The sequence below is a fragment of the Megalodesulfovibrio gigas DSM 1382 = ATCC 19364 genome (assembly GCF_000468495.1).
Lineage (GTDB): Bacteria > Desulfobacterota > Desulfovibrionia > Desulfovibrionales > Desulfovibrionaceae > Megalodesulfovibrio > Megalodesulfovibrio gigas.
This window is the reverse complement of record NC_022444.1, coordinates 551,109-575,708: the sequence shown is the minus strand read 5'-3', so window position 1 is coordinate 575,708 and position 24,600 is coordinate 551,109. Positions and strand designations below refer to the sequence as shown.

Genomic DNA, 24,600 nt, shown 5'->3' with positions numbered 1-24,600 from the left:
GCAAGTATTTTTCTTGATCTTTGGTGGATATTGCGGCACAACTGGAATAAGCCCTGCCCCCCGTTACATGGCGCATCCTGTAGACGCATGGCTGGACCACGTGTGCACGTGCGCTGCAGGGTAGCGGAATTGTTCAACAGGGTAGACTCCATGCCGTACAGCGGCCGCACCGTGTGCGAGGAGGGCAAGATGGCGGGAACAGGGAGTCAGGCAGCGTCGTGGAATGGGCGCGCTGGTTGCGGCGAAGGCGGCGCACGGGCGAACCCGTTGCCCGCCTCCCGTCGCGCAGCGCCGCAGCGCCGTGGGGAGATTTTTGTCTTGGATACGTTCAGACGAGCCGCGCAGCCCTCAATCTTTCCCTGGCGCAGTCTGACCGGCTGGGCCGGGCTTATGCTGTGCGCCGTGGCCGCCGTGGGGGCGGCCGTGTGGCTGCTCTCGGGGCGGCCGTGGGATCGCTCCCTGGCCCGTCTGGTGGATGCCGGCGTCATCCGTATCGGGTACGCCAACGAAGCCCCCTATGCCTTCCTGCGTCCTGATGGCGAGGTCAGCGGGCATGGCCCGGAATTGGCCCGGCGCATTGTGGAACACCTGGGCATCGAACGGGTGGAATGGCGGGTGACGGACTTCAGCGCGCTCATTGCCGAGCTGGAAGACGGGCACATCGACGTCATTGCTGCCGGGATGTTCATCACCCAGGAACGCGCCCGCCGCGTGCAGTTCTCGGAACCCATTTTCCGTGTGGAACAGGCCCTGCTGGTGGCCAAAGGCAATCCCAAGGGGCTGCACTCCTATGCGGATGCCCTGACCCGGCCGGATGTGAAACTCGCCGTCCTCTCCGGGGCGGTGGAGGCCGAGCTGCTCCAACGGCTTGGTGTGCCGGATGCCCAGCGCGTGCTGCTGCCGGATGTCGCCACTGGCCGCGCGGCCGTGGAAACCGGCCTGGCGGACGGGCTGGCCCTCACGTCGCCCACCATCGAATGGATGGTTCGCCACGACTATACCGGCAAAACAGCGCGCGCTGCCCCCTTTAGGCAAACGATCCTTGGGCAAGAGAGCGGCCACGGCTACGGCGCCTTTGCCTTTCGCAAGGAAGATCGCGCCCTGTTGGAAGCCTGGAACGCGGCGCAGGGCGAGTTGTTGTATGGCCGGGATTTTCAGATGCTCATTGAGGAATTCGGCTTCACTCGCAATGAATTGCCCGGCCCGGTGCGCACCAGGGAGATTCTGTCCCGATGACCGCCGGCCCAGGCACATGGCTGGCCTGGCTGCATGACAGGCTGCTGCACCACAAGCTGGAAGTCTGGGGCACTGTGGTGTTGTGCGCGCTGGTCTGCGTCTCCATCGCCTGGCTGCACATGCTGCACTTGAACTCCCTGGCCCGGGCCACGCAGGGGTTGCAATCCATACGCCTGGCGCGGATGGAGCTGGCGCGCGGCATGCTGGCCGTGGCCCTGGCAGACAGCGCAGACTCGCCGTTTCAGCTGGAGCAGGGGATGGCCCAGTTGCGGCAAGCCGTCCAGGCGTTGGAACGCTCAAGTATCAATGCTCCCCAATCTTCTGCCACCTTGCGTTTCAGTTTGGCCCAGTTGCAGGGTAGCCTGGCAGCCTTGCAGGATCCGTCCGTGCCCCAAAGGGAGAAGCAAACCGGTCTGAATATCGCCTATCATGCCCTGGATCGCCAGGCCGAGGCCTTGGATGTTCAGGGGCGAGAGGACATCGCCGCCCTGGCCTTGTCGCTCAACAGGGAATTCCGGACAGCCCTGGGCATTTCGGGGGGGCTGCTGGTGGGAGTGGTGGGATTGGCCATTCTGGCCGGCCGTGCCCGGCGGCATGCCGAATCCGCCCGGCGGGACATGGCCCGGCGGCATGAGATCACCCTGCGCAGCATTGGCGATGGCGTCATTGTGGCTGACGCCGATGGCCGCGTGGAGCTGCTCAATCCCATGGCGGAAACACTCACCGGCTGGACCGATGCCGAAGCCCGCGGCAGGCCCCTCGCCGACGTGGCCAACATCGTCCCCGAGACCAATGGACAGACGGTTGCGACCATCCGGGACATGCTGGCGCGCGGCCGGTCGGTGTCGGTCTTGGCGCCAATGTTGCTGGCGTCCAGGGACGGCACGCGCAGGCCGGTCATCCATTCCGTGGCGCCCATCAGGGACGGGCGAGGCCGTCCCGTGGGATCCGTGCTCGTGCTGCGGGACCGGACCGAGGAGCGGCAGTTCCAGCAGGCCCTGGCCGAAAGCGAACAGCACTATCGCACCCTGGCCAACAGTGGCACGGCCCTCATCTGGGCTTCGGACACGGAAAAGCTCTGCACCTATTTCAACGACCCCTGGCTACGCTTCACCGGCCGCACCCTGGAAGAGGAGCTGGGCTATGGCTGGGTCGAAGGCGTGCACCCCGAAGATCTGGACCGCTGCATCGCCATCTACGCGGAGGCGTTCGATCACCGCGAGCCCTTCAGTATGGAATATCGCCTCATGCATGCCAGTGGCGAATATCGCTGGATTGTGGACAGCGGCGGTCCCCGGTACGATACCCAGGGCGAGTTCCTGGGATATCTCGGCTTCTGCCTGGACATTTCCGAGCGTCGGGAGGCCGAGGCCGCCCTGCGGGAGAGCGAGGAACGCTTTCGCACTCTGGCCGACAGCGCTCCAGAGGGTATCTTCATCCAGATTGACGGACGGTTTGCGTACGTCAACGAAGTCGCCACCCGGCTGTTCGGCGCCAGGGAGCAGGAAGAGCTGCTGGGCGGGCATGTGCCCGAGCTGTTCCATCCCAATTGCCGGGAGCAGGTCTGCGACCGCATCCGTACGTTGAATCAGGGGCAGAAACAGGTGCCGCCGGCCGAGGAAGTCATCCTGCGCCTGGACGGCAGCTCCCTGGACGTGGAGGTCGCGGCGGTGCCATTCTCCCTGGCCGGCCGCAATGGGGCGCTGGTATTCTTCCATGAGGTCGGCAGCCTCAAGCGCGCCGCCGAGGCCATGCGCCAGGCCAAGGAGGCGGCAGAGTCCGCCAGCCTGGCCAAGTCCGAATTCCTGGCCAACATGAGCCACGAAATCCGTACCCCCCTCAACGGTGTGCTGGGCATGCTGCAGCTCATGGGCACCACCTCGCTCACGGCAGAGCAGCAAGAGTACGTGACCACGGCCCTGCAGTCCTCCCGACGGTTGACGCGGCTCCTGGCCGACATCCTGGATCTTTCGCGCATCGAATCCGGCAAGTTGAGCCTGCAGCCTGCGGCCTTTGAAGTCTCCGGGCTGGAGGACGCGGTGCGGGAACTGTTTGCCCTGGCGGCCAGTGAAAAGGGCGTGGCCCTGGAATGCCACATGGCCCCGGACCTGCCGGCCGTGGTGGTGGGCGACGAGGCCCGGTTGCGGCAGATTCTGTTCAATCTCGTGGGCAATGCCGTCAAGTTTACCCAGACCGGCAGCGTGCAGTTGGACATGCGCCCCCTGCCGGGCAGGACGGACGACACCCTGCGGGTGCTCTTCTGCATCCGCGATACGGGCATTGGCATGGCGGAAAGCCTGCTCAAGACCATTTTCGAGCCCTTTTCCCAGGCCGAGGCCGCCTACACCCGACGGTTTCAAGGTGCAGGGCTGGGCCTGTCCATCGTGCGCAAGCTGGTGACATTGATGGAGGGCGAGCTGTGCATTGATTCCGATGACGGCCGCGGCACCACGGCGTATCTGGTATTGCCCTTTGCCAGGCTGCCTCTCCGGGATTTCCAGACAGGGGCCGCCACTGTGCGGACGCAGGCCCAGGAAGACGCCTATAACGGCCCGCCGCGCGTGTTGTTTGTGGAGGACGACGAAGTCAATTCCCTGGCTGGCGTCAAGCTCCTGGAAAAGCTGGGTTACACGCCCACCGCGGCCATGAACGGTCAGGAAGCCCTGGAACTGCTGGCCGCGCACCGTTTTGATGTCGTGCTCATGGACGTGCAGATGCCGGTGTTGGACGGCATGGCAACCACCAGGGCGATCCGCACGGCATCGCGGTTCCGGATGCAGTCCCGGATTCCCATCATCGCCATGACCGCCTATGCCATGACCGGGGACAAGGACCGCTTCCTTGCCGCGGGCATGGACGACTACATCGCCAAGCCCATGGATGTGGACACCCTGCTGCGCGCACTGGAACGGGCGTTGTCCCGGTCGGGCGCATCCGCCGCGATGCCATCGGCCATCATGTGAGCAGCCCGCCGGCTTGGCCGCTTTCCAGCAGCAGCCGGCCCACCTCCCGCATGCGGCGGGGAGGCGTCTGCCCCAGGGAATCGTAAAAGATGGCCCCTCGTGCGGTGTGCATACCGTGACGGCCGTACAGGCCGAAGAGCTCCCGACGGTCCCATTTGGCCTTGAGGTCCACGCCGGGCCGGCTCAGGCACACAAGGTCGGGCCGGTCGGGGGAGTGGTCGCCGGGGTAGAGGTCTCGTCCCAGAAACACGTCCTCCATGACCGGCTGGCCGTTCCAGCGCAGGGCCAGCAGCCCGGTGCGGATGCGCTCCAGCAGGGCCGGTTCCTGGGTCGGAGTCACGCTGCCCCTGGCATAGATATCACGCCGGTGCAGGTGGATGCGGCCGGGATCCAGGGCAAAGGCCGCGGCGCCGTGGCGGATGGTGCCTGCGTCCAGGCCGTTGCCCGACGAGGCCGCCGGGCGCTCCTCCTGCAGCAACAGACCCTGGCTGCGCAGCCAGGCGTTGACATCAAACTCCGTGTGCAGGGGGGCGAAGCCGTGGTCGGCCATCACCAGTATGCGCGTCTCCCCCGGCAGGGCCTTGGCCATGCGGAAGAACAATCCCACGGCGGCATCCCATTCCTCCAGAAACGCCAGGCAGGCCGGGTGCCAGGGGTGGTCCGCCTCCAGCACGGCCGGCAGCAGGAAATGGAAGAGGCGGTCCGTTTCCGTGAACACGCAGCACAGGCAATGGAAATCTCCGGGCGCGAGGAACCGCTGCAGCAGCAGCCGCCGGCCGCGCAGGGTCTCGCGCAGCTGGGCCAGAAGATAGGCGGGATCCGCCGCCCCGCGCAGGGTGTCGGCCTCGATGCGGTAGCCGGCGCGACGGAGTTCCCCGACCAGGGCCGGCGGATGCACGGCGTCTTCCAGGCTGGGGGCGATGAACCCGGCAATGAGCGTGCTTGGCGTGTCCGGCATGCCGGAACGAGGCCGCACAGGCCACAACCCCGGCAGGTTCAGCACCCGGCAGACGCGGCCGTGCCGGGTCAGTTGGTCGAAGATCGTGGGCAGGCGCACCTGGCGCGAGTCGCCGATGGTGATGGCGTAGGTGGCGGGATTGATGCGGGTGAAACCGTATACGCCATGGACCTCCGGCCCCTCGCCCGTGGCCAGGGATGTCCAGTTGACCGGGGAGAGCTCCGGCAGCTCGGCATCCACGGTGGTGGTGCGCGGATCCTGGCACAGGGCGGCCAGGTGCGGCGTTCTGCCAAAGGCGGCGATGGCGCGGGCAATGTCCAGGGAAAGACCGTCCAGCCCCAGGAGCGCCACACGGGCGCAGGGGCGCGGTGCAACAACAGGCATGGCATGCATGGCGGCTGTGTAGCAGTCTTGGCCGGGGTTGACAAATTGGCCATCGATTTGACGCAGCCTGCCTGCCTGTGTACAACCAGCGCGGTGCAACGGGCGGGTCGCCCGGTCGGAGAAGCAGATATGTCAACGCATAATTGTCATGTATTCGGAACGCTTGTGTATAGCCAGTCCATTTCCTACCACGAGTTGCAGGAAGTGGAGCAGGCGCTCATGGCGCAGATTCAGGATGTGCTGGCGCAATACGACGCCGTGCACCTGGATTTCTGGGGCTATGGCGATTTGCTGCGGCTGGAATGCGGGCTGGAGCAGTTCGATCCCGAAGCCCTGGCGGACTGTTGCCGGGAACTGGCCGCGTTCCTGCCGGACGGCGTCTCGGCCCGCGTGCTGGGCATCGACAAGAACCTGAAGCAGGTGGCGGTGTTCGGGCTGTGGCCCGGCGTGGTCCGCCAGGAGGCGGTGGATTTGCGCGAACTGTTGGGACGCTGAGGCTGCACCGCCGGCGCTCCGCGCGACGATGCTGTGCCCGGGTGGCGAAATGGTAGACGCAAGGGACTTAAAATCCCTGGGCCGCAAGGCTATGCGGGTTCAAGTCCCGCCCCGGGTACCACGTGATTTCAGATAGGTTGATTTTTCGCCATGAAAAAACCCCGCCGGAGCGGGGTGTTTCATGTGTGTCGGGTGCCCTTATTGCAAAAGCAGCAGGTGCAGCGACGGGAGGAAGGCGCTCACACCAGATGTCTCGTCATATTTGAAGACGGAAATGCGATCATTGCCAGTATCCGCCACGTAGACCGAACCGTCCGTCCCCACGGCGAGGTTGGTTGGGGAAGCGAATTGCCCAGCCCCCACGCCCTCGCTGCCCCATTTGTCCAGGAACTCACCGGACGCGGAAAACTGCTGGATGCGGTGATTCTCGGTGTCTGCCACGTACACTGAGCCATCCGCACCCACGGCGATGCCGGAGGGCCTGTTGAACTGCCCGTCGCCGCTGCCCCAGTTGCCCCATTTGGCCAGGAACACGCCGGACGAGGAGAACTTCTGGACGCTAAAATGGCCACGATCCACCACATAGACCGCACCGTCCGGCCCCATGGCGATGCCGGAGGGGGAGGAGAACTGCCCGGTGCTGTAGCCCTCACTGCCCCACTTGGCCAGGAACGCACCGGACGCGGAAAACTGCTGGATGCGGTGGTTGCCAGAATCCACCACGTAGACCGAGCCGTCCGGCCCTATGGCGATGCCGGAGGGGGAGGAGAACTGCCCGTCGCCAACGCCCGCGCTGCCCCATCTGGTCAGGAACGCACCGGACGCCGAGAACTTTTGGATGCGGTGGTTGCCAGAATCCACCACGTAGATCGAGCCGTCCGGCCCCACGGCGAGGCCATCGGGGGTGTAGAACTGCACGGCGCCGGAGCCGATGCTGCCCCATTTGGCCAGGAACACCCCGGATGCGGAGAACTTCTGGATGCGGTGATTGCTGGAATCCGCTACGTAGACAGAGCCATCCGCACCCACAGCGAGGCCATAGGGGGCGGACAACTGTCCGGCGACGCTGCCATCGCTGCCCCACTTGGCCAGGAACACCCCGGACGAGGCGAATTTCTGGATGCGGTCATTGCCAGAATCCGTCACGTAGATCGAGCCGTCTGGACCCACAGCGAGGCCATAGGGGGAGGAGAATTGTCCGTCGCCGTTGCCATTGTTGCCCCATTTGGCCCGAAAGACACCAGATGGGGAGAACTTCTGAATGCGATGGTTGCCCTGGTCCGCCACGTAGACCGAGCCGTCCGCACCCACGGCGATGCCAGCGACGTAGGAGAGTTGCCCGTCCCCCCAACCATTGCTGCCCCACTTGGCCTGGAGCTCCCCGGACGAGGAGAACTTCTGGACACAGTTGTTGATTTTGTCCGTCACGTAGACCGAACCCTCCGGCCCCACCGCGATGCCAGCGGGGGAGGAGAATTGTGCGTCGCCGCTGCCCTCGTCGCCCCACTTGGTCTGGAACACCCCCGACGAGGAGAATTTCTGGATGCGGTGGTTGCCCAAGTCCGCCACGTAGACCGAGCCGTTCGGACTCACGGCGATGCCGGAGGGGGCGGAGAGTTGTCCGTCTTCGCTGCCCTCACCGCCCCACTTGTCCTGGAACACGCCGGACGAGGAGAACTTCTGGATGCGGTTGTTGGCTGTGTCTGCCACGTAGACTGAGCCGTCTGCATCCACGGCGATGCCAGAGGGGAGGTCGAACTGCCCGTCGTCGCTGCCTTGACTGCCCCACTTGGCCTGGAGCACACCGGATGCGGAGAACTTCTGGATGCGGTGATTCCACGTGTCTGCCACGTAGACCGAGCCGTCCGCCCCCACGGCGATGCCCCAGGGGGCGGAGAACTGCCCGTCGTTACCCCAGTGCCCGACAAAGGCAGGGATTTGTTGCGACAAGGCCATGCCAGGCAGCAGACAGGCCAGCGTACAGCACAAGAATACCACAACGCGACAATGCCTTGACACCGTGTATCGCATGGCCCGCCTCGGATAATAACAGGATGGAGTTATTGTCCTCCGACGAGTGCCAGGGTAGTAATATGCTTGTCAATGCTATTTCAGCATGGCCAGCGTTTCCTGGCCATCGCCAGATTGGCGGAATTCGCCACGGCTGATAATGATATCGGGTACCAAGCTTTTTTAAGATGGATGTATAACGACTTCCGGTGGTTTGATTGCGCGCCGACGCGAAAAACCCCGCCGCCCGGAAGGTGGGCAGCGGGGCAGTGAAGCGGCAGCGTATGGTGTGGATCAGAACAGCTTGACCAGGGCGGCCACCAGGGCGGCCTGGGCAATGAGCATGCCCCAGCTGGCGCAATGACGCTATTCCGGCAATTGCAGCTCCCGCCCGAAGGGCAGGTGGCCGGCGGGCATGCGGTCCTTGAGGCCCACGCCGCTGCCGTGCATGCGGAAGGCTTCTTCCACCAGATAGCAGAGTTTGCGCACGCCCTCGATGAGGGGCAGGCCGCCGCGGCGGACGTTGGAAATGCAGTTGCGGGCTTCGTCCGTGGTGCCGGGGCGCGGATTCCAGGTGAGGTAGACGCCCATGGAGTCCGGCGAACTCAGGCCGGGCCGCTCGCCGATGAGGATCACCGACAGCCTGGCCTGAAGCAGCGCGCCGATGTCGTCGGCCACGGCCACGCGGCCATGCCGTACCACGCAGACCGGCCCCACCGTCAGCCCCGAGGGCGCCAGGGCGGTCAGGAAGGCCCGGGCGAAGGGCACGGCGTTTTCGTGGATGGCCAGGGACGAGAGCCCGTCGGCGATGACCAGACACAGGTCGAAGCCGGCCGGCTGCGCCTGCAGCAGCGTTGCGGAGTCGGGACGCAGGGTCCGGCCCTTGTCCGGGCGGGTCAGGTATTCGTTGCGGTCGGCGACGGCCGAATCCAGTTCCAGACAGGGGATGCCGGCCCCGGCCAGCCGGGCGGCGATCTCCTCGCGGCGGAAGGGCGCCAGCACGGCATCCCGGGCCCGGGCATGGTCCAGCCGGAAGCGCAGGCTCTCGGCCAGGGGCAGGCTGGATCCGCAACGGCCCAGGGCGATGCGGGCGTCGGTGAACTGCCGGAGGCCGGCCCAGGGGTCTGCCGTAACGGGCGCGACGGCAGGAGCAGGGTGCTTGGTGTCGTCCATGATCTGTCTCCCCTGTGTCAGCGGATGCCGTCGGACAAGGCCAGCAGCCGGTTGCCGGCGGCCACGGGCAGCAGCCGGCCGTCGGGATCGAGCACGCCCACGGTTTCCAGCCAGGCGGCGAACTCCGGCGCAGGCGTCCGGCCCAGGAGCCGGCGCAGGTAGGCGGCATCGTGAAAGGAGGTGGACTGGTAATTGAGCATGATGTCGTCGGCGCCGGGAATGCCCATGACGAATGTGCAGCCGGCCGTGCCCAGGAGGGTCAGCAGGGCGTCCATGTCGTCCTGGTCGGCCTCGGCGTGGTTGGTGTAGCAGACATCCACGCCCATGGGCAGGCCCAGGAGCTTGCCGCAGCAGTGGTCCTCCAGGCCGGCGCGCAGAATCTGCTTGCCGTTGTACAGATATTCCGGCCCGATGAAGCCCACCACGGTGTTCACCAGCAGCGGTTCAAAGCGCCGGGCCACGGCATAGGCCCGGACTTCCAGGGTCTGCTGATCCACCCCATGATGCGCCCCGGCAGACAGGGCGCTGCCCTGGCCGGTTTCGAAGTACATGACGTTGTTGCCCACCGTGCCGCGCTGCAGGGATCGCGTGGCTTCCAGGGCCTCCTGCAGCAGGGCCAGGCTGATGCCGAAACTGGCATTGGCCTGCTGCGTGCCGGCGATGGACTGGAAGCAGAGATCCACGGGCGCGCCGCGGGCGATGGCCTCCATGGTGGTGGTGACGTGGGTGAGCACGCAGGTCTGGGCCGGGATGGCAAACCGGGTGATGAGCCCGTCCAGCAGCTCGGAGATGCGGATGATGTTGTCCAGACTGTCCGTGGCGGGGTTGATGCCGATCACGGCATCGCCGCAGCCATAGCACAGCCCGTCCAGGGTGGAGGCGGCGATGCCTTTGAGGTCGTCCGTGGGGTGATTGGGCTGCAGGCGCACGGAAAAGGTGCCGGACAGGCCGATGGTATTGCGAAAACGCGTCACCACCCGGCACTTGGAGGCCACCAGGATGAGATCCTGCAGCCGCATGAGCTTGCTCACGGCGGCCACCATTTCCGGGGTCAGGCCCGGGGCCAGGGCGACCAGGGTGGGCGCGTCGGCGGCCTCTGTCAGCAGCCAGTCACGCAGCTGGCCCACGGTGAAAGATCGCACCGGGGCGAAGGCGTCTGCGTCGTGGGTGTCGATGATCAGCCGGGTGACCTCGTCCGCTTCATACGGGACAACGCATTCGTTGAGAAATCGCGTCAGCGGCACGTCGGCCAGGGCCATCTGGGCCCGGACGCGTTCTTCCTCGGTCTGCGCGGCCACGCCGGCCAGCACGTCCCCGGATCGCAGGGGCGTGGCCTTGGCCAGCAGTTCCTTCAGGGAAGTTCGGGAGGATGCTGTCATGGGGCGGCGGTGGTGGTATGGCCGGGAGGGCGCGCCTCCCGGCCGATTACTGGGCATGCTAGAGCAAGGTATCTTTGAAAGGAGTTCTCNTTTCCCCTCTCGCAATATCCTTTTTCAAGAGTAAAATGCTCTATTTGGCGTAGAACAGGTCGGGCAGGAAGGTGGCGATTTCGGGGAACGCCATGATCAGCCCCAGCCCGGTGGCCATGACAATGACGAATGGCACGATGGAGGCGTAGATGTCCACCAGGGTGATTTGTGGCGGGGCCATGGCTTTCATCAGGAACAGGTTGTAGCCGAAGGGCGGGGTCATGTAGGCGATCTGGCAGGTGATGGTGTACAGCACGCCGTACCAGACCGGGTTGAAGCCCAGCTGGATGATGAGCGGGATGTACAGCGGCGCCACGATGACCAGCATGGCCGTGTCGTCCAGGAACATGCCCATGATGATGTAGGAGATCTGCATCATGATCAGCACGCCCCAGGGCGAAAGCCCCCACTGCTCCAGGAAGACGGACTTGATGGCGTTCACCGCGCCCAGGCCGTCGAACACCGCGCCGAAGCTCAGGGCCGCCATGATGATCCACATGAACATGCAGCTCACGCCCAGGGTGCTGTACAAGGAACTCATCATCACCTTGCGGCTCAGCCGGCGCTTGGCTCCGGCGGCAATCATGGCGGCGGCCGCGCCTACGGCGGAGCTTTCCACCAGGTTGGTCACGCCCATCATGAACAGGCCCGTCACCGAAAAGATGATGAACAGCGGCATCACGCCTGCACCCAGCAGCTTGAGCTTCTCCTTGCGGGGCATCTGGCGATCTTCGGCACTCAAGGCCGGGCCCATCTGCGGCTGCAGCTTGCAGCGAATGATGATGTACAGGGCGAACAGGGTGGCCAGCAGCAGGCCGGGGAACACGCCAGCCAGCCACAGTTGGCCCACGGGCTGTCGGGCGATCATCCCGTAGAGCACCAGCACGATGCTGGGGGGAATCATGATCCCCAACGAGCTGCCGGCCTGGATGACGCCGGAGACCATCCGTTTGTCGTAGCCGCGTTTGAGCATTTCCGGCAGGGCGATGCTGCTGCCAATGGCCATGCCGGCCACGGAGAGCCCGTTCATGGCCGAGATGGCCACCATGAGGATGATGGTCCCCAGGGCCAGGCCGCCGGGAATGGGTCCCATGAACACGTGGAACATCTTGTACAGGTCGCTGGCGATGCCGGATTCCGAGAGGATGTACCCCATGAAGATGAACAGCGGCAGGGTGAGCAGCGGGTACCAGTTCAGCAGCACAATGGCGGCGTTGAAGGGCATTTCCGCCCCGCCATCGCCCCATAGCAGCATGGAGGCCGCCGCGGCCACGCAGCCCACGGCCCCGAAGAAGCGCTGCCCCGTGAGCAGCAGCATCACGAGGGAGGAGAACATCATCAGCGCAATCATTTCATAACTCATCACAACTCCTCACCGCGCGCTTTGGCCAGATCCTTGAAAAAGGTGGCGATGGCCTGCAGGAGCATCAGGATGATGCCGATGCACATGACGATTTTGACAGGAGCCAGGGGCGGCGCCCAGGCCGTGCGGCTGTGCTGGCCGTATTCCAGGGAATACGCCGTGCTGGAGATGCCGCCGTACAGCAGGACAATCAGATAGAAGATCATGCAGAAGATGGTGAAGCGGTCCACCTTGGCCTTGGTTTTGGTGAACCAGCGGCCGTACAGCACGTCCATGCGCACATGCGCCCGCAAGAGCATGGAAAAGCCGCCGCCGAGCATGTAATAGGCCGCCATGGTGTATTGGGCGGATTCCATGGTCCAGATGTGCGGGGCGTTGAAAAAGGTCCGGGAAATGGATTCGCACAGCAGGATCCCCATCATGAGGAAGATCAGCAGCATGGCGAACTTGCCCACGATGGTGTTCAGCGCGTCCACAAACCGTACATAGGCTCGAATTGGCCGGAGCAAGGCAGTTCCTCCTCGAAAAAGCAATCCATGCGGCCGTGCACCTGGCAGGGCCGCCTGAAGCAACGTCGCGTCAGCACAAATGACTGTTGAAAAGACCATTGCGATGGGGAAACCAGTTGAAAAAGGTGCTCCCCTTCTCTCGCGTTCCCCTTTCAACACTTTGAGAGTGATCTTGAATCACCATAAAAGTCTTTGGAAAGGGGGCTTGGGGGAAGAACCTTTCTATAGAAAGGTTTTCCCCCACGGACTCTTTTTAAAGATATCGTGCCCTAGTAGCGGTACGGCTTGCCCGCCCGGCGCATGACATCGACATACTGCTTGAGGATGCCCACCACCTTGGCGTTGCGGGGGCTCTTGGCCGCAATTTCATCCCAGAACTTGAAGGCTTCGTCTTCCACGGTCTGCCATTCGGCGTCGGGAATGGACGTCAGTTCCAGCTTGCCGCCGGCGGTGCGGTAGTGAGCCTCGCCCCACCAGTACCAGTGCAGGCGGTAGTAGTTGGAGCTGTCCATGCTGAGCTGGAAGAGCGTCTTGAGATGCTCGGGCAGGGCTTCCCATTTTTCGGAATTGGCGAAATAGGAGCCGGCCCAGGCGCCGGAAATGTTGTTGGTCAGGTAGTACTTGGTCACATCGGCCCAGCCCACGGTGTAGCATTCGGTAATGCCGGACCAGGCAATGCCGTCCAGCTCGCCCGTCTGCAGGGCCACCTGCACATCTTCCCAGGGCAGGGTCACGGGCACCACGCCAAAGCGCTGCAGGAAGCGGCCGCCAGTGGGGAAGGTAAACACCCGCTTGCCGGACAAATCCTTCATGCTGCGGATGGGCTCGCGGGTGGCGAAGTTGCAGGGGTCCCAGGCGCCGGCGCCAAGCCAGGTCACGCCCTGGACTTCCTTGTACGCCTCTTCCCAGATTTCCTTGAGCCCGTAGTGGTTGAACAGGGTGGGCACATCCAGGGAATAGCGCGAGGCAAAGGGGAAATAGGCCGCAAACACGGCCACATCCACGGGCGCGCCGATGGAATCGTCATCACTTTGTACGGCATCAATGGTGCCACGCTGCATGGCGCGGAACAGTTCGCTGGTGGGCACGAGCTGGTCGGAGTTGTACAGCTCGATGATCATCTCGCCCTTGGCCGCCTTGTTGAACGCATCGATCTGCGGCTTGATGACGTGTTCGGCCAGGGCCGGGCCGGCGTATGTCTGCAGCCGCCACTTGATGGCGGTTTTGGATTGGCAGTGGACATACGGCGCGTTGACCACGGTGGCAGCTGCGGCAGCCGTGGCGCCGACGCCGGCTTTCTTGAGAAAATCACGTCTTTCCATCGTCCCACTCCTTTGCGAGTTGCGCGCTTCAGCGCGTCCATGAAGAAACCGCATGCCGCTGCACAACCCAGACTATACGAAAACAGGCATGTTCAATGGCCTCATCTGGTTGCGCAGAGTCAAGGCAGGCCACAGTCAGAAAGCAATCCCCATGCCGTAACATAATAGCGTGATAATCAAGGTAGTTGTCATAATAGCGCATTGTCAGGGGCAAAAATTAATTTACAATTTTAGCAAATATCCAGCGCTGCAATCTGGTTGATTGGCTAGAATTTGCCAATCTTGTTCACTTGGTTTGCGCGCGTCTGGCAAGGTCTGTTCAGGGATGCAGGAGGGCAGGGGAGGGGCGCTGGCACGGCCCGTGCAAGAATCCCTGCGTCCCGCTGACTAAAAGGAGACGCAACCATGCGCAACGACATGATTTCCGGATTGTTTGGCGCCATGACGTGCGAGTACCGCATGAATATCATCGCCAACAATTTGGCGAATGCCCACACCACCGGCTTCAAGCAGGAGAAGCTCGCCTTTGAGGACGTCTTTGTCTCGTACGCGCACGACGAGATTCGCCAGCCCGTGCTCAGCGTACGGGAAAAGGAACTCTTCCCCGAGGCGGTGAACCTGGCGCAGGTGCGCCTGGCCGGCACGAAGACGGACTTCTCCCAGGGCTCCTTCAAGAACAGCGAAAACCCCTTGGACGTGGCCATTTCCGGCCCGGGATTCTTCAAGCTGCAGACTGACGACGGCCTGCTCTACACCAGAAACGGCAATTTTCACCTCACTGCTGACGGCACGTTGGTAAATGCCGATGGCTTTGAGGTGCAGGGCGACGGCGGCGCCATCGTGCTGCCACCCAATACCCGCGTGGACATCAACGAAAGCGGGCAGATCTTCGCCGACGGCGCGTTGACGGCCCAGCTGGATGTGGTGGAGGTCCAGGACCCGGATGTGGCCCTGGAGAAGTACGGCCAGAATCTGTACCGCCCGCGGGAGGAAGGCGCCGTGGTGGAACAGGAGGCGCAGCAATCCACCGTCAATCAGGGCTTTCTTGAGGCAGCCAACATCAACATCATCGAGGAGATGGTCAACATGATCGAGACCCAGCGGGCCTTCGAGGCCTATTCAAAGGTCATGTCCAACTCCAACGATACCTGCTTGAAGAGCATTGCCAAGGTGGGCAAGTCCACCTCCTAAAAAATAACGCGCTTTTCCGAGGAGGAAACACGCCATGATGCGTTCCCTTTGGACGTCCGCCACGGGCATGATCGCCCAGCAGCTCAATATCGACGTCATCTCCAACAACCTGGCCAACGTGAATACCACCGGCTTCAAGAAAAGCCGCGCCGAGTTCGAGGACCTGCTGTATCAGGACCAGAAAATCGCCGGCACGGAAACAGAAGGCGGTCGCCGCATTCCCACGGGCATCCAGGTAGGCATGGGCGTGCGCCCCACCACGGTGCACAAGTTCTTCTCCCAGGGCGATTACCAGAACACCGAAAACCCCCTGGACATGGCCATCGAAGGCGACGGCTTTTTCCTGGTGGATGCCAACGGCGAGGAAGCCTACACCCGCGCCGGCGCGTTCAAGCTGGATAACGAAGGCACCATTGTCACTGCCAACGGCTACACCCTGCAGCCGGAATTCACCGTGCCGGCAGAGACGGTGAACGTGGTGATCACCCAGGACGGCGCCATCACCGCCCTGGACAAGAACGGCGACGAACTCGCCGCCGCAAACATCCCCCTGTACACCTTCGTCAACCCGGCCGGGCTCAAGGCCACGGGGCGCAACCTCTTTGTGCCCACGGAAGCCTCCGGCGACGCCGTGGAAGGCACGCCCGGGGAAAACAACGTGGGCACCATTTCCCAGGGATTCCTGGAAATGAGCAACGTGGAAATCGTGGATGAAATGGTCAACATGATCGTGGGCCAGCGCGCTTACGAAATCAACTCCAAGGCCATTCAGACCTCAGATTCCATGCTGCAGACCGCCACCAACCTCAAGCGGTAACGAGGAGGCGCCATGCGTTCGTCCATCTGCATCTTCATCCTCATGCTGGTCCTGGGCCTGTGCGCCGTGGGAGCGTCCCAGCCCGTGGGCGGGGACACCTGGCGCGTCGTCATCAAGGATGCCGCCGTGGTGGAGGGCGAAGTCGTCACCCTGGGCGACATCGGCAAGCCCATCGGGTTGGTGGATCAGGAGATCTGGCGGCAACTGGCCGTCACGCCGCTGTTCCAGTCGCCGTCGGAACGGGGCAAGCCCATGTTCGTGCAGCCGGATGCCATCCGTCAGGCGGTGGCCAAAAATCTTGGGGCGGCGGCCTCCATGGTGCTGGTGAACAAGCGCCTGGTGCTGCAGCGCGGCGGGCACGTGCTGGATCAGGAGACCCTCAAGGACGTGGTGGTCAGAACCTTGACGGACTTCTGCGCCGCCATGAACACGGATGTGGAATTTCGTGAGCTCAAGGGACCGGAGTTCATCTTTGTGGAAGACTCCTCCCACCGTCTGGACATCCAGCCCAGCCAGGCCACCTGCCAGCCAGGGCGCATCGGCTTTCGCATTCAGGAAATGACCCTGGATGGCCGCGTGGCCAAGGGCTACACGGGCAGCGTGTTTCTGGATGTGTGGCAGGAGATGGTGGTGGCGGCCCGGCCCCTTTCCAAGGGCGAGCCCATCACTGCGGATATGCTGACTGCAGCCCGCAAGAACGCCTCCTACGCCAAGACTGAACTGTGGGATGCCAATCTGCAGGCCGGCCCCTGGCGGTTGGCCCGCAGCGTGGGCCAGGGCCAGCCCCTGACCCGGGGGGATGTGGAACCGTTGCCGGCCGTGGCCAAGGGCGCTGCCGTGGAAATGCTCTTCCAGGGCCGCTACGTCACCCTGCGGGTGCCGGCCCTGGCCATGGGCGATGGCGCCGTGGGCGATCGCATTCTCGTCAAGAACACGCAAAGCAACCGCGACGTCTTCGCCACCGTTCGGGACGCCCGTACGGTCACCGTCCAATAAGCACTACAAGGAGGACGCCATGCATCGTCGCCTCGTTTCCCTGACGCTCATGGGTCTTTTGGCCTCGGGCTGCGTCACGTCCAAGAATCAGGTGGAAACCATGCCCACCCTCACGCCGCCGCCGGCCGAGGACATGGAACCCCAGGCTGCCGGCAATCCCGGCTCGCTGTTCAATCCCGGGGACGCCCAGTACCTCTTCTCCGACAACCGCGCCCGCCGTATCGGCGATATTGTGCTGGTGCACATCACGGAAAGCTCCACCTCCAAGCTGGAGGCCAATACGGACACCTCCAAGGAGAGCACCAAGGAGCTGGGTGTGGAAAACGCCTTTGGGGCCACCAGCGTGGGCATCGGCAAGCTGCTGGGCTTCGATCCCTTGAAACTCAGCGGTTCCACCGGCACCACGCCGCTGGTGAAGTACGGCGATTCCAGTGACTTCAAGGGCGAAGGCTCCACCGAGCGCACGGCAGACGTGAGCGCCACCGTGGCCGCCCGGGTGACAAAGATCCTTCCTGGCGGGCTCATGCAGGTGGAAGGCGCACGGGAAGTGCGCATCAACGACGAAACGCAGATCATGGTGGTGCGCGGGCTGGTGCGGCCGCGGGACATCTCCTCGGACAACTCCGTGCTCTCCACCCACCTGGCTGATGCGCGCATCGAATACTACGGCAAGGGCGTGCTCGCGGACAAGCAAAAGGCTGGATGGCTCACCCGTTTGCTGGACAACGCTTGGCCATTCTAAGTTTTTTTCAGGATGGCATGGTGTCTGCTCATCCGTATTCCAAGCAAGGAGCGCCGTCATGAAATTGTCTCGCCAGTTCGTGGTGCTTACCGCCACCTTTCTGCTGCTGATCCTGGCTGTCCCCCCGGCAGGCGCGGTGCGCCTCAAGGACATCGCCACGTTTGGCGGCGTGCGCCACAACGATCTGGTGGGCTACGGTCTGGTGGTGGGGCTTTCGGGCACGGGTGACACCAACAAGAGCGAATTCACCATCCAGTCCCTGGTCAACATGCTGGAACAGCTGGGCGTGGCTGTGGACAAGAAGAGCCTCAAGCCCAAGAACGTGGCGGCGGTGATGGTCACCGCCAAGATGCCCGTCTCGGCCAAGCCCGGCACGACCCTGGACGTTACCGTCTCGTCGCTGGGGGACTCCTCCAGTCTGTTGGGCGGCGTGCTCCTGATGACGCCCATGAAAGGCGTGGACGGCAAGGTCTACGGTCTGGCCCAGGGGTCCCTGGCCCTGGGCGGCTACAGCGTGGAAGGCGCGGCCGCCAGCGCCACCAAGAACGTGGTCACCGTGGGCCGCATCCCCAACGGGGCCATGGTGGAACGCGCCATCCCCTTCGAATACAACCAGCAGGAAGAGCTCTCCATCCACATGAACGTGGCGGATTTTTCCACCACCATGCATGCGGTGGAGCGCATCAATCAGACCATGGGCGGCGAATTCGCCCATCCCAAGGACATCACCACCATCCAGCTCACCCTGCCGCCCTCGGCCCAGGGCAATCTGGTGCCCCTGATGGCCTCCCTGGAAAACATTGAAATTTCTCCGGATTCCAAGGCAAAGGTGGTGGTGGACGAAAAGACCGGCACCGTGGTGCTGGGCCGCAACGTGCGGCTGTCCCGGGTGGCCGTGGCGCATGGCAACCTGCAGATCGTGGTGCAGGAAAACGCCAACGTCTCCCAGCCGGGTCCCTTCAGCGGCGGGCAAACAGTGGTCACGCCCGAGACGAACATCGGCGTCACCGAAGAAAACCGTCGGCTGGTCATGCTGGAAGGCGCCACCCTGCAGGAAATCGTGGACGGGCTCAACGCCATCGGCGCCACCCCGCGCGACCTGATTTCCATCCTGCGCACCCTCAAGAGTGCCGGAGCGCTGCATGCGGAACTGGAGGTGATTTGACATGACCACCACGCCCACCGCGGCCATCATGGACGCCTCCCTTTCCTCCCTGGATCAGGCCGATCTGCTGACACGCAGACGGCAGGTGGATCAGATCCGCCACGAAATCGCCGGCGGCGACGAGGCCGCGGCCCGACGCAAGGACGCCAAGCTCAAGGAGGCGTGCCAGGGGTTCGAGTCCATCTTTCTGAACAAGATCTGGACCCAGATGCGCCAGAGCCTGCCCAAGGAAGGCTACCTCCACAGCAAGGAGGAGGATTTCTATCAGCAGATGTTCGACAAGGAGCTGATGGACAAGATGGCCAGCAATGGCGGCCTGGGCCTGGGGGACATGCTCTACAAACACCTCAAGGAATCCTCGGAGCGAGTCTCCAAGGCCACCTCGCCCTCCAAGCCCACGAACCCCTTGCCCCTGGCGGTTGCAGATACGTTGCGGCTGGCCAGCCAGGTGCGGGGGACGCGGGATGGATGGAGCGCGGAAGGGGCGGCCCAGACTCGCGACGCCCAGCCCCAGGCCGAAAGCGATCCCGGTCTGGCCATGGTGGCCTATGCGCCTTATGGGCAGGCCGACGCCCAGGGCGGCCCGCTGGACGAAGGCTTCGATGTGCAGCCGGGAGCGCTGCTGCGGCCGGAACTCAGGCCCATTCCTGCCCCCGCCATCGACCTGCAAAAGCCCGCGCCGTTGCAGAACGTGCTGTTCGACCCGAACATGCCCGTGGACGGTCGCGAGCTTACCTCGCTGGATATGCAGGCCATGCAGGCCGGGGGGCAAACCCTGGGTGAACGCCTGGCCAGTGCGCCCATCGCCCAGGCCGGGAACATGCCGCCTGCGTCCGGGCTGGAATCGTCCGGGGCGGAACAGTTGATGCCAGCCGCTTCCAACGCAGCCCAGAGCCGGGCCGCCGAGGCCTACACCCGGGCGGATCGCACCGCCCAGATCCCGCAGGACGCCCAGAATCCGCAGGCTTCGCAAACCTCGCAAGCCGCCCGTCCCGCTCGCACTGCCCGCGAAGGACGCCGCTCCAACATGCCGCTCATCACGGATCCCGTGCAGGGTGAAGTCACCTCCACCTTTGGCTGGCGCGACGATCCGTTCACCGGCAAGCGGGCCTGGCACTCCGGGGTGGACATCAAGGCCGCGGAAGGCGCGCCAGTGGGCGCATGCTGGGATGGGACGGTCGTTTTTGCCGGCAGCGGCGGGCAATACGGCAACACCGTGGTGCTGGAACACGCCGGGGGCTGGAGAACTTTTTACGGGCATGCCAGGGACTTGGCAGTGAAGCCGGGCCAGGTGGTCAAGGCTGGCCAGCAAATTGCAACGGTGGGGCAGTCTGGCCGCACCACGGGACCGCACCTGCATTTTGAAATCCGGCAAGGTGGCTTGGCCTGGGACCCCCAGCAGGTCAAGGAACACCTGCTGGCCGGGACAGACAAGGCCAACAGAAGCTGAAAACACGAGCAGATAAATTATACACGCAGGAGTCGCCATGCATCGCGCCCTCATCGAACGTCTTCTTCGCCAGTGGAAAGCGCTGCTGGTCCTGGATCATTTGCAGCAGGAAGAGTTTTCCCTGCTCGCGGAGCGTCAGCCGCAGGCTGTGGCCACCATCGAGTTTTCCATTCACGAACTGATGCGCCAGATTGTGGACGAGCGGCACGCCGTGCGAGCCATGCTGCAGGGCCGTCGGCTCAGGGCCTTGATGGCCGACCTGCCGCCGGAACTGGGCGCCAGGACCCTGCTGTCGGATTTCGATCACATCCAGGGCCTGCCGGTCTTTGCGCCGGAAGTGGCGCTGGTGGAGGTGTACGAAACACTTCTGAAACTGGTGGACGATGCCGAGCAGCACTGCGCCAGACAGGCGGAGAAAAACACCGCCCTGGCCCTTGGATTGTACGATCAGAGCAAGAGCCTCCTGGATTTCATGCACAAGGAAATCCAGCCCGAAAACGGCGAGGTGTATTCGCGCAAGGGAGCCATGCGCAAATCCCGGGGCGCTGCTGCCCTGGTGCAGGGTCGTCTGTAACACGCCGTCGCGCCGTGCCGAGCGCAGAAGGGAGGCAGTATGCCAGGTGTCAGTTCCATTCTCGATATGGGCAAGTGGGCGCTCTTTGGGGCCCAGGCCGCCATTGAGACCACCGGGTCCAATATTTCCAACGTCAACACCGTCGGGTACAGCCGGCGCTCGGTGGTGTTCCAAGAAAACATCTCCCTGAACAACATCCCGGGCCAGCTCGGCACGGGCGTGGTGGCCAAGGAGGTGGTCCGCAATTACGATGAATTCGTGGAATCCCAGTACCTGGACAAGCACTCCCGCGAGCTCTACTACCAGACCCTGTACGACAACCTCAGCTCCGTGGACGGGCTGTTCAACGAATCCAACACGGACGGCCTTGCCGCTTCCCTGAACAAGTTCTTTGCGGACTGGAACGATCTGGCCCTGCGCCCCGAAGATTACGCCACCCGCGAACAACTGCTGGGCGATACCCAGGGGCTCATCAGCCTGTTTCAGAACATGGACGGCGACCTGCAACAGCTCCAGCAGCTTGCGGACGAGCAGGCCCTCCAGCAGGTGGACATCGCCAACACCCTGCTCGATACCATTGCCGACCTGAACAGCCAGATCAACAACTACGATATCCCCGGCTCCAACAACGCCAACGCCCTGTACGATCAGCGCGACCAGGCCCTGCGCCAGCTCTCCGAGCTGATGGATATCAAGATCGTCAACCGCGGCCTGGGCACCACCGGCCTTGGCGGGGATATTGTCGTCACCACCACAGCCGGGCATACGCTGGTCCAGGGCGGCGAAGCCTACCGCATCGCCTATGAAGGCCCGCAGGCGTCCAAGGCGCTCACCACGCAGTCCACGTTCGACGGCATGGTCAATTTCTCCGGGTCTGATGATTTCGAATACACCATCGAGGTGGTCAAGGCCGGCGCAGTCACCAACGCCACGGACGGCAGCGCCGCGCAGTTCCGCGTCTCCCTGGATGGCGGCAGCACCTGGCTGACCGACGCAAACGGCCAGGAACTGCGGTTTGATGCCCGGCCGGAATCCGGCAAGGTGCAGGTGCGCGACCTCGAAATCTGGTTTGATGACGCCACTCAGCCCATGGCCGTGGGCGACAAGTTTTCCGTCATGCCCCGCAACGGCCTGTACTGGTACGAGAACACCGCCAGCAAGATGAACATCACGCCCGTGCTGCGCGGCGACGGCACCGTGGACAGTTCCCGGCTCACCACCGGTTCTCTCTCGGCGCTCATGAACTTCTCCGGCCCCACCGTGGGCGGCTACCGCGACAAGCTGGACGCCGTGGCCAAGAGCCTCATCTGGAACGTCAACCGTCAGCACAGCCAGGGTGCCGGCCTGGTGGCGGTGACGGAAATGCTGGGCACCTATTCCGTGAATTCCACCAGCCTGGCCCTGGGCTCCAACTCCTCGGGGCTGGCCTTTGCGGAATACATGAACAAGACGCCCGGCAACGTCAGCGTGTACGTGTACGACATCGCCAACGGGGAACTGGTGTCCAACGCCGCGCCCACCTCCTTCGGCCCGCTGGACTTCGATTCTGCCACCCCGGGCGTGCAGAATTTCGATCCCAGCATCCATTCGATGGAGGACGTCCGCGACGCCGTCAACAACACCTACGGCGACTATTTGACAGCGGACATCGTCAACAACCAGCTGCGCATTCGCGCCCAGAGCGGCTATTCCTTCGCCCTGGGGTCGGATACCGTGGGACTCACCGCCGCCCTTGGCCTGAACACGTACTTCACGGGCGAGGGGGTGTCGGATCTGGCCATCAACCCCGCCGTGCTCGCCAGCGCGGATCGCGTCAACGCCGGGCACATCAACGGCGCCGGGGAAGTCAACTTCGGGGACAACTCCGTCGCGCAGGCCATCGCCAAACTGCAGACGCAGAATGTGACCATCATCAGCTCCTTCGGGACCAGCTCCAACCAGACCCTGGGCGACTATTACGCCACCCTGGTCTCCGCTGCCGGTACGGATACCGCCGGAGCCCAGTTCGGCTGGAGCTACAGCAAATCCCTGGCAGACTCATTGGATGAACGGCAGCAGTCCGTGGCCGGCGTGAACCTGGATGAAGAAATGGCAGCCTTGGTGAAGTACCAAAGCTCCTACCAGGCCGCGGCAAAACTCATTACCACGGCGGACGAGATGTTGCAGATCGTCCTCGGGCTCAAGCAGTAAGGAGGGGCGGTCATGGCATATGTGCGCGTATCCCAGCAGTCGCTGTTCAGGCATCACATCAGCAACATGAACTCGTCGCTTTCGACGTTGATGGAACTCAATATCCAGACGGCGAGCCAGAAGCGCATCAACAAGCCCTCGGACGACCCCGCCGGCACCTCCCAGGTGCTGGCGTATCGCAATCAGTTGAGCCAGATCGATCAGTATCAGGAAAATATCGACACCGCCCGGGGCTGGCTCGGTCTGCAGGACAATGCCTTGACGCAGGTGAACACCGTGCTCACCCGCATCAAGGAACTGGCGGAACAGGCCGCCAGCGGCACCTACGATGCCAGCAACCGGGAACAGATCGGCTTCGAAGTGCGCGAGCAGTTCGAGCAGCTCATCCAGCTGTCCAACACCGAGTACGAAGGCAAGCACCTCTTCGCCGGCCAGAAAACCGGGACAAACGCCTTTGTGCAGGGGCTGGCGGTTACGTCCAACGATGCCGCGCTCCCCACCTCGTCCTTCAATATCACCGGGGCCTCCGACGCCACGCAGGTGGTGCAGTTCCTGAGCGACGGCACCGTGGGCACGGACAGCCTGGAGTACCGCTATTCCAACGACGGCGGCCAGAACTGGACCACCGCCACCCTGGCCGCCGGGGATACCACCCTGGTGATGAACGGGGTGCGCGTGACCATGCAGGCCGGCAGCGTGGTGAGCGCCGTGGACCCGGACGTGCAGGACACCTCGGAAGACAACGGCACCTGGCTCTGGGTGCGGCCTGCGGCCGTCTATCAGGGCGACGATCAGGACGCCGTTGCCGTGGACAACTACGGCGGCAACAATACCGTGGCGGGCAGGGCGCAGGGCCTCTTTTCCCAGGATGTCATGGTCCGCATCGACAATACCGCCACCACCACGCTGGATGGACCCATCGAGTATTCTTACAGCACGGACAACGGCAACACCTGGACCACAGGCAATACCTTCGTCAACAATACGCCCGGTTCGCCCGCCTCGCTGGTGGTGCCCGGCGGCTATCTGGAACTCTCCGACAATGGCGGCAACACCCTGGAGCCCGGCGAACAGTTCGTCATCCGGCCCCGGCAGGCGGAGATGTCGTTCCAGATTTCGGCCAGCGAATCCATTACCGTCAATGCCATCGGCAAGGACATCTTCGGCGGCATCTACTACGAGCCGTATTCCAACTCGCCCACGGCAGCCTACGACGGGGACCAGCGCAACATGTTCGAGGTGGTGGGGCGGCTGGTGGGGTTCATCGAATCGAACAACGAGGCGGGCATTTCCCAGTCGCTGGAGGAATTGCGCGGGGCCAGCGAGCACGTGCTGACCCAGGCGGCCCGGGTGGGCGGCCGGGAAAACCGGCTGGAAGTCTCGGCCAACGTGCTTACCTCCCTCAAGCTCAACAAGGAATCCCGGCTGAGCACCGTGGAAGACGCCGACGTGGCCGACCTGCTGACCAAGGTGGCCCAGCAGCAGCTGGTGTACGAGGCCGTGCTCAAGACGTCCTCGCAAATCATGCAGATGAGCCTGATGAACTACATCTAAGGCGACATCCCGGCATTGCGTGCGGGCGAACACAGATTT

Annotated in this window: 19 protein-coding genes and 1 tRNA gene; 13 read left to right on the top strand and 7 right to left on the bottom strand. The window is 63.6% G+C overall.

Annotated features, from left to right (window positions below):
• Nucleotides 1–318: 318 nt before the first annotated feature.
• Complete coding sequence (ehuB, locus tag DGI_RS18230; protein ID WP_158407278.1) at nt 319–1,236, top strand: ectoine/hydroxyectoine ABC transporter substrate-binding protein EhuB; 918 nt, start codon at nt 319–321, stop codon at nt 1,234–1,236.
• Nucleotides 1,233–4,199: a PAS domain-containing hybrid sensor histidine kinase/response regulator gene (locus DGI_RS16790; protein WP_021759083.1), complete on the top strand. Its 2,967-nt coding sequence runs from the start codon at nt 1,233–1,235 to the stop codon at nt 4,197–4,199. Before ehuB ends, DGI_RS16790 begins: the two co-directional genes overlap by 4 nt.
• Here DGI_RS16790 and DGI_RS02515 read toward each other — a convergent pair.
• Nucleotides 4,192–5,541: an alkaline phosphatase family protein gene (locus DGI_RS02515; RefSeq protein ID WP_034607775.1), complete on the bottom strand. Its 1,350-nt coding sequence runs from the start codon at nt 5,539–5,541 to the stop codon at nt 4,192–4,194. The genes DGI_RS16790 and DGI_RS02515 overlap by 8 nt on opposite strands.
• A gap of 165 nt (nt 5,542–5,706) precedes the next feature.
• Between DGI_RS02515 and DGI_RS02510 the strand changes: the two genes are divergently transcribed.
• Together DGI_RS02510 and DGI_RS02505 are read left to right on the top strand one after the other, a co-directional pair.
• Nucleotides 5,707–6,036, top strand: a complete 330-nt coding sequence (locus DGI_RS02510) for a hypothetical protein (protein ID WP_027193207.1) — start codon at nt 5,707–5,709, stop codon at nt 6,034–6,036.
• A gap of 35 nt (nt 6,037–6,071) precedes the next feature.
• Nucleotides 6,072–6,157, top strand: a tRNA-Leu gene (locus DGI_RS02505).
• 77 nt (nt 6,158–6,234) lie between these two features.
• Here the strand turns inward: DGI_RS02505 and DGI_RS02500 are convergent.
• From DGI_RS02500 to DGI_RS02475, 6 genes are all read right to left on the bottom strand, one after another.
• Nucleotides 6,235–7,992: an SMP-30/gluconolactonase/LRE family protein gene (locus tag DGI_RS02500; protein ID WP_158407277.1), complete on the bottom strand. Its 1,758-nt coding sequence runs from the start codon at nt 7,990–7,992 to the stop codon at nt 6,235–6,237.
• Nucleotides 7,993–8,412: 420 nt separating this feature from the next.
• Complete coding sequence (eutC, locus tag DGI_RS02495; RefSeq protein WP_021759079.1) at nt 8,413–9,219, bottom strand: ethanolamine ammonia-lyase subunit EutC; 807 nt, start codon at nt 9,217–9,219, stop codon at nt 8,413–8,415.
• 17 nt (nt 9,220–9,236) lie between these two features.
• Entirely contained in the window at nt 9,237–10,598 is a 1,362-nt protein-coding gene (locus DGI_RS02490; RefSeq protein ID WP_021759078.1) for an ethanolamine ammonia-lyase subunit EutB, read from the bottom strand.
• A gap of 130 nt (nt 10,599–10,728) precedes the next feature.
• Nucleotides 10,729–12,051: a TRAP transporter large permease gene (locus DGI_RS02485; protein ID WP_021759077.1), complete on the bottom strand. Its 1,323-nt coding sequence runs from the start codon at nt 12,049–12,051 to the stop codon at nt 10,729–10,731.
• The gene (locus DGI_RS02480; RefSeq protein ID WP_021759076.1) at nt 12,051–12,560 is read right to left on the bottom strand and encodes a TRAP transporter small permease subunit; all 510 of its coding nucleotides are present in this window, start codon (nt 12,558–12,560) and stop codon (nt 12,051–12,053) included. The genes DGI_RS02485 and DGI_RS02480 overlap by 1 nt, the downstream gene beginning before the upstream one ends.
• A gap of 269 nt (nt 12,561–12,829) precedes the next feature.
• Complete coding sequence (locus DGI_RS02475) at nt 12,830–13,882, bottom strand: TRAP transporter substrate-binding protein (RefSeq protein ID WP_021759075.1); 1,053 nt, start codon at nt 13,880–13,882, stop codon at nt 12,830–12,832.
• A 405-nt stretch (nt 13,883–14,287) separates the two neighbouring features.
• Between DGI_RS02475 and DGI_RS02470 the strand changes: the two genes are divergently transcribed.
• Genes DGI_RS02470 through flgL form a run of 9 tightly spaced genes read left to right on the top strand, consistent with a single transcriptional unit; the run spans nt 14,288 to nt 24,561 of the window.
• A complete protein-coding gene (locus DGI_RS02470; protein ID WP_021759074.1) occupies nt 14,288–15,073 on the top strand; it encodes a flagellar hook-basal body protein in 786 nt (261 codons plus the stop codon).
• A 34-nt stretch (nt 15,074–15,107) separates the two neighbouring features.
• Nucleotides 15,108–15,890, top strand: a complete 783-nt coding sequence (gene flgG, locus DGI_RS02465; protein WP_021759073.1) for a flagellar basal-body rod protein FlgG — start codon at nt 15,108–15,110, stop codon at nt 15,888–15,890.
• A 12-nt stretch (nt 15,891–15,902) separates the two neighbouring features.
• Nucleotides 15,903–16,886, top strand: a complete 984-nt coding sequence (gene flgA / locus DGI_RS02460) for a flagellar basal body P-ring formation chaperone FlgA (RefSeq protein WP_021759072.1) — start codon at nt 15,903–15,905, stop codon at nt 16,884–16,886.
• 19 nt (nt 16,887–16,905) lie between these two features.
• Nucleotides 16,906–17,628, top strand: a complete 723-nt coding sequence (locus DGI_RS02455; protein ID WP_021759071.1) for a flagellar basal body L-ring protein FlgH — start codon at nt 16,906–16,908, stop codon at nt 17,626–17,628.
• A gap of 58 nt (nt 17,629–17,686) precedes the next feature.
• Entirely contained in the window at nt 17,687–18,793 is a 1,107-nt protein-coding gene (locus DGI_RS02450) for a flagellar basal body P-ring protein FlgI (RefSeq protein ID WP_021759070.1), read from the top strand.
• Nucleotide 18,794: 1 nt separating this feature from the next.
• Nucleotides 18,795–20,243, top strand: coding sequence for a peptidoglycan DD-metalloendopeptidase family protein (locus tag DGI_RS19170; RefSeq protein ID WP_021759069.1), 1,449 nt, complete (start codon nt 18,795–18,797; stop codon nt 20,241–20,243).
• A gap of 37 nt (nt 20,244–20,280) precedes the next feature.
• Nucleotides 20,281–20,817 carry a flagellar export chaperone FlgN gene (flgN, locus tag DGI_RS02435; protein WP_021759068.1) on the top strand — a complete coding sequence of 179 codons (537 nt, stop codon included), beginning with the start codon at nt 20,281–20,283 and terminating at the stop codon, nt 20,815–20,817.
• A 39-nt stretch (nt 20,818–20,856) separates the two neighbouring features.
• A complete protein-coding gene (gene flgK / locus DGI_RS02430; protein WP_021759067.1) occupies nt 20,857–23,007 on the top strand; it encodes a flagellar hook-associated protein FlgK in 2,151 nt (716 codons plus the stop codon).
• A gap of 12 nt (nt 23,008–23,019) precedes the next feature.
• Entirely contained in the window at nt 23,020–24,561 is a 1,542-nt protein-coding gene (gene flgL / locus DGI_RS02425) for a flagellar hook-associated protein FlgL (protein ID WP_021759066.1), read from the top strand.
• Nucleotides 24,562–24,600: the final 39 nt, after the last annotated feature.

What these genes read in the sequence shown, in the direction of transcription:
- DGI_RS16790 (WP_021759083.1), top strand. Translation starts at nt 1,233, where the DNA reads ATGACCGCCGGCCCAGGCACATGGCTGGCCTGGCTGCATGACAGGCTG.
- DGI_RS02515 (WP_034607775.1), bottom strand. Translation starts at nt 5,541, where the DNA reads ATGCCTGTTGTTGCACCGCGCCCCTGCGCCCGTGTGGCGCTCCTGGGG.
- DGI_RS02500 (WP_158407277.1), bottom strand. Translation starts at nt 7,992, where the DNA reads ATGGCCTTGTCGCAACAAATCCCTGCCTTTGTCGGGCACTGGGGTAAC.
- eutC (WP_021759079.1), bottom strand. Translation starts at nt 9,219, where the DNA reads ATGGACGACACCAAGCACCCTGCTCCTGCCGTCGCGCCCGTTACGGCA.
- DGI_RS02490 (WP_021759078.1), bottom strand. Translation starts at nt 10,598, where the DNA reads ATGACAGCATCCTCCCGAACTTCCCTGAAGGAACTGCTGGCCAAGGCC.
- DGI_RS02485 (WP_021759077.1), bottom strand. Translation starts at nt 12,051, where the DNA reads ATGAGTTATGAAATGATTGCGCTGATGATGTTCTCCTCCCTCGTGATG.
- DGI_RS02475 (WP_021759075.1), bottom strand. Translation starts at nt 13,882, where the DNA reads ATGGAAAGACGTGATTTTCTCAAGAAAGCCGGCGTCGGCGCCACGGCT.
- DGI_RS02470 (WP_021759074.1), top strand. Translation starts at nt 14,288, where the DNA reads ATGCGCAACGACATGATTTCCGGATTGTTTGGCGCCATGACGTGCGAG.
- flgG (WP_021759073.1), top strand. Translation starts at nt 15,108, where the DNA reads ATGATGCGTTCCCTTTGGACGTCCGCCACGGGCATGATCGCCCAGCAG.
- flgA (WP_021759072.1), top strand. Translation starts at nt 15,903, where the DNA reads ATGCGTTCGTCCATCTGCATCTTCATCCTCATGCTGGTCCTGGGCCTG.
- DGI_RS02455 (WP_021759071.1), top strand. Translation starts at nt 16,906, where the DNA reads ATGCATCGTCGCCTCGTTTCCCTGACGCTCATGGGTCTTTTGGCCTCG.
- DGI_RS02450 (WP_021759070.1), top strand. Translation starts at nt 17,687, where the DNA reads ATGAAATTGTCTCGCCAGTTCGTGGTGCTTACCGCCACCTTTCTGCTG.
- DGI_RS19170 (WP_021759069.1), top strand. Translation starts at nt 18,795, where the DNA reads ATGACCACCACGCCCACCGCGGCCATCATGGACGCCTCCCTTTCCTCC.
- flgN (WP_021759068.1), top strand. Translation starts at nt 20,281, where the DNA reads ATGCATCGCGCCCTCATCGAACGTCTTCTTCGCCAGTGGAAAGCGCTG.
- flgK (WP_021759067.1), top strand. Translation starts at nt 20,857, where the DNA reads ATGCCAGGTGTCAGTTCCATTCTCGATATGGGCAAGTGGGCGCTCTTT.
- flgL (WP_021759066.1), top strand. Translation starts at nt 23,020, where the DNA reads ATGGCATATGTGCGCGTATCCCAGCAGTCGCTGTTCAGGCATCACATC.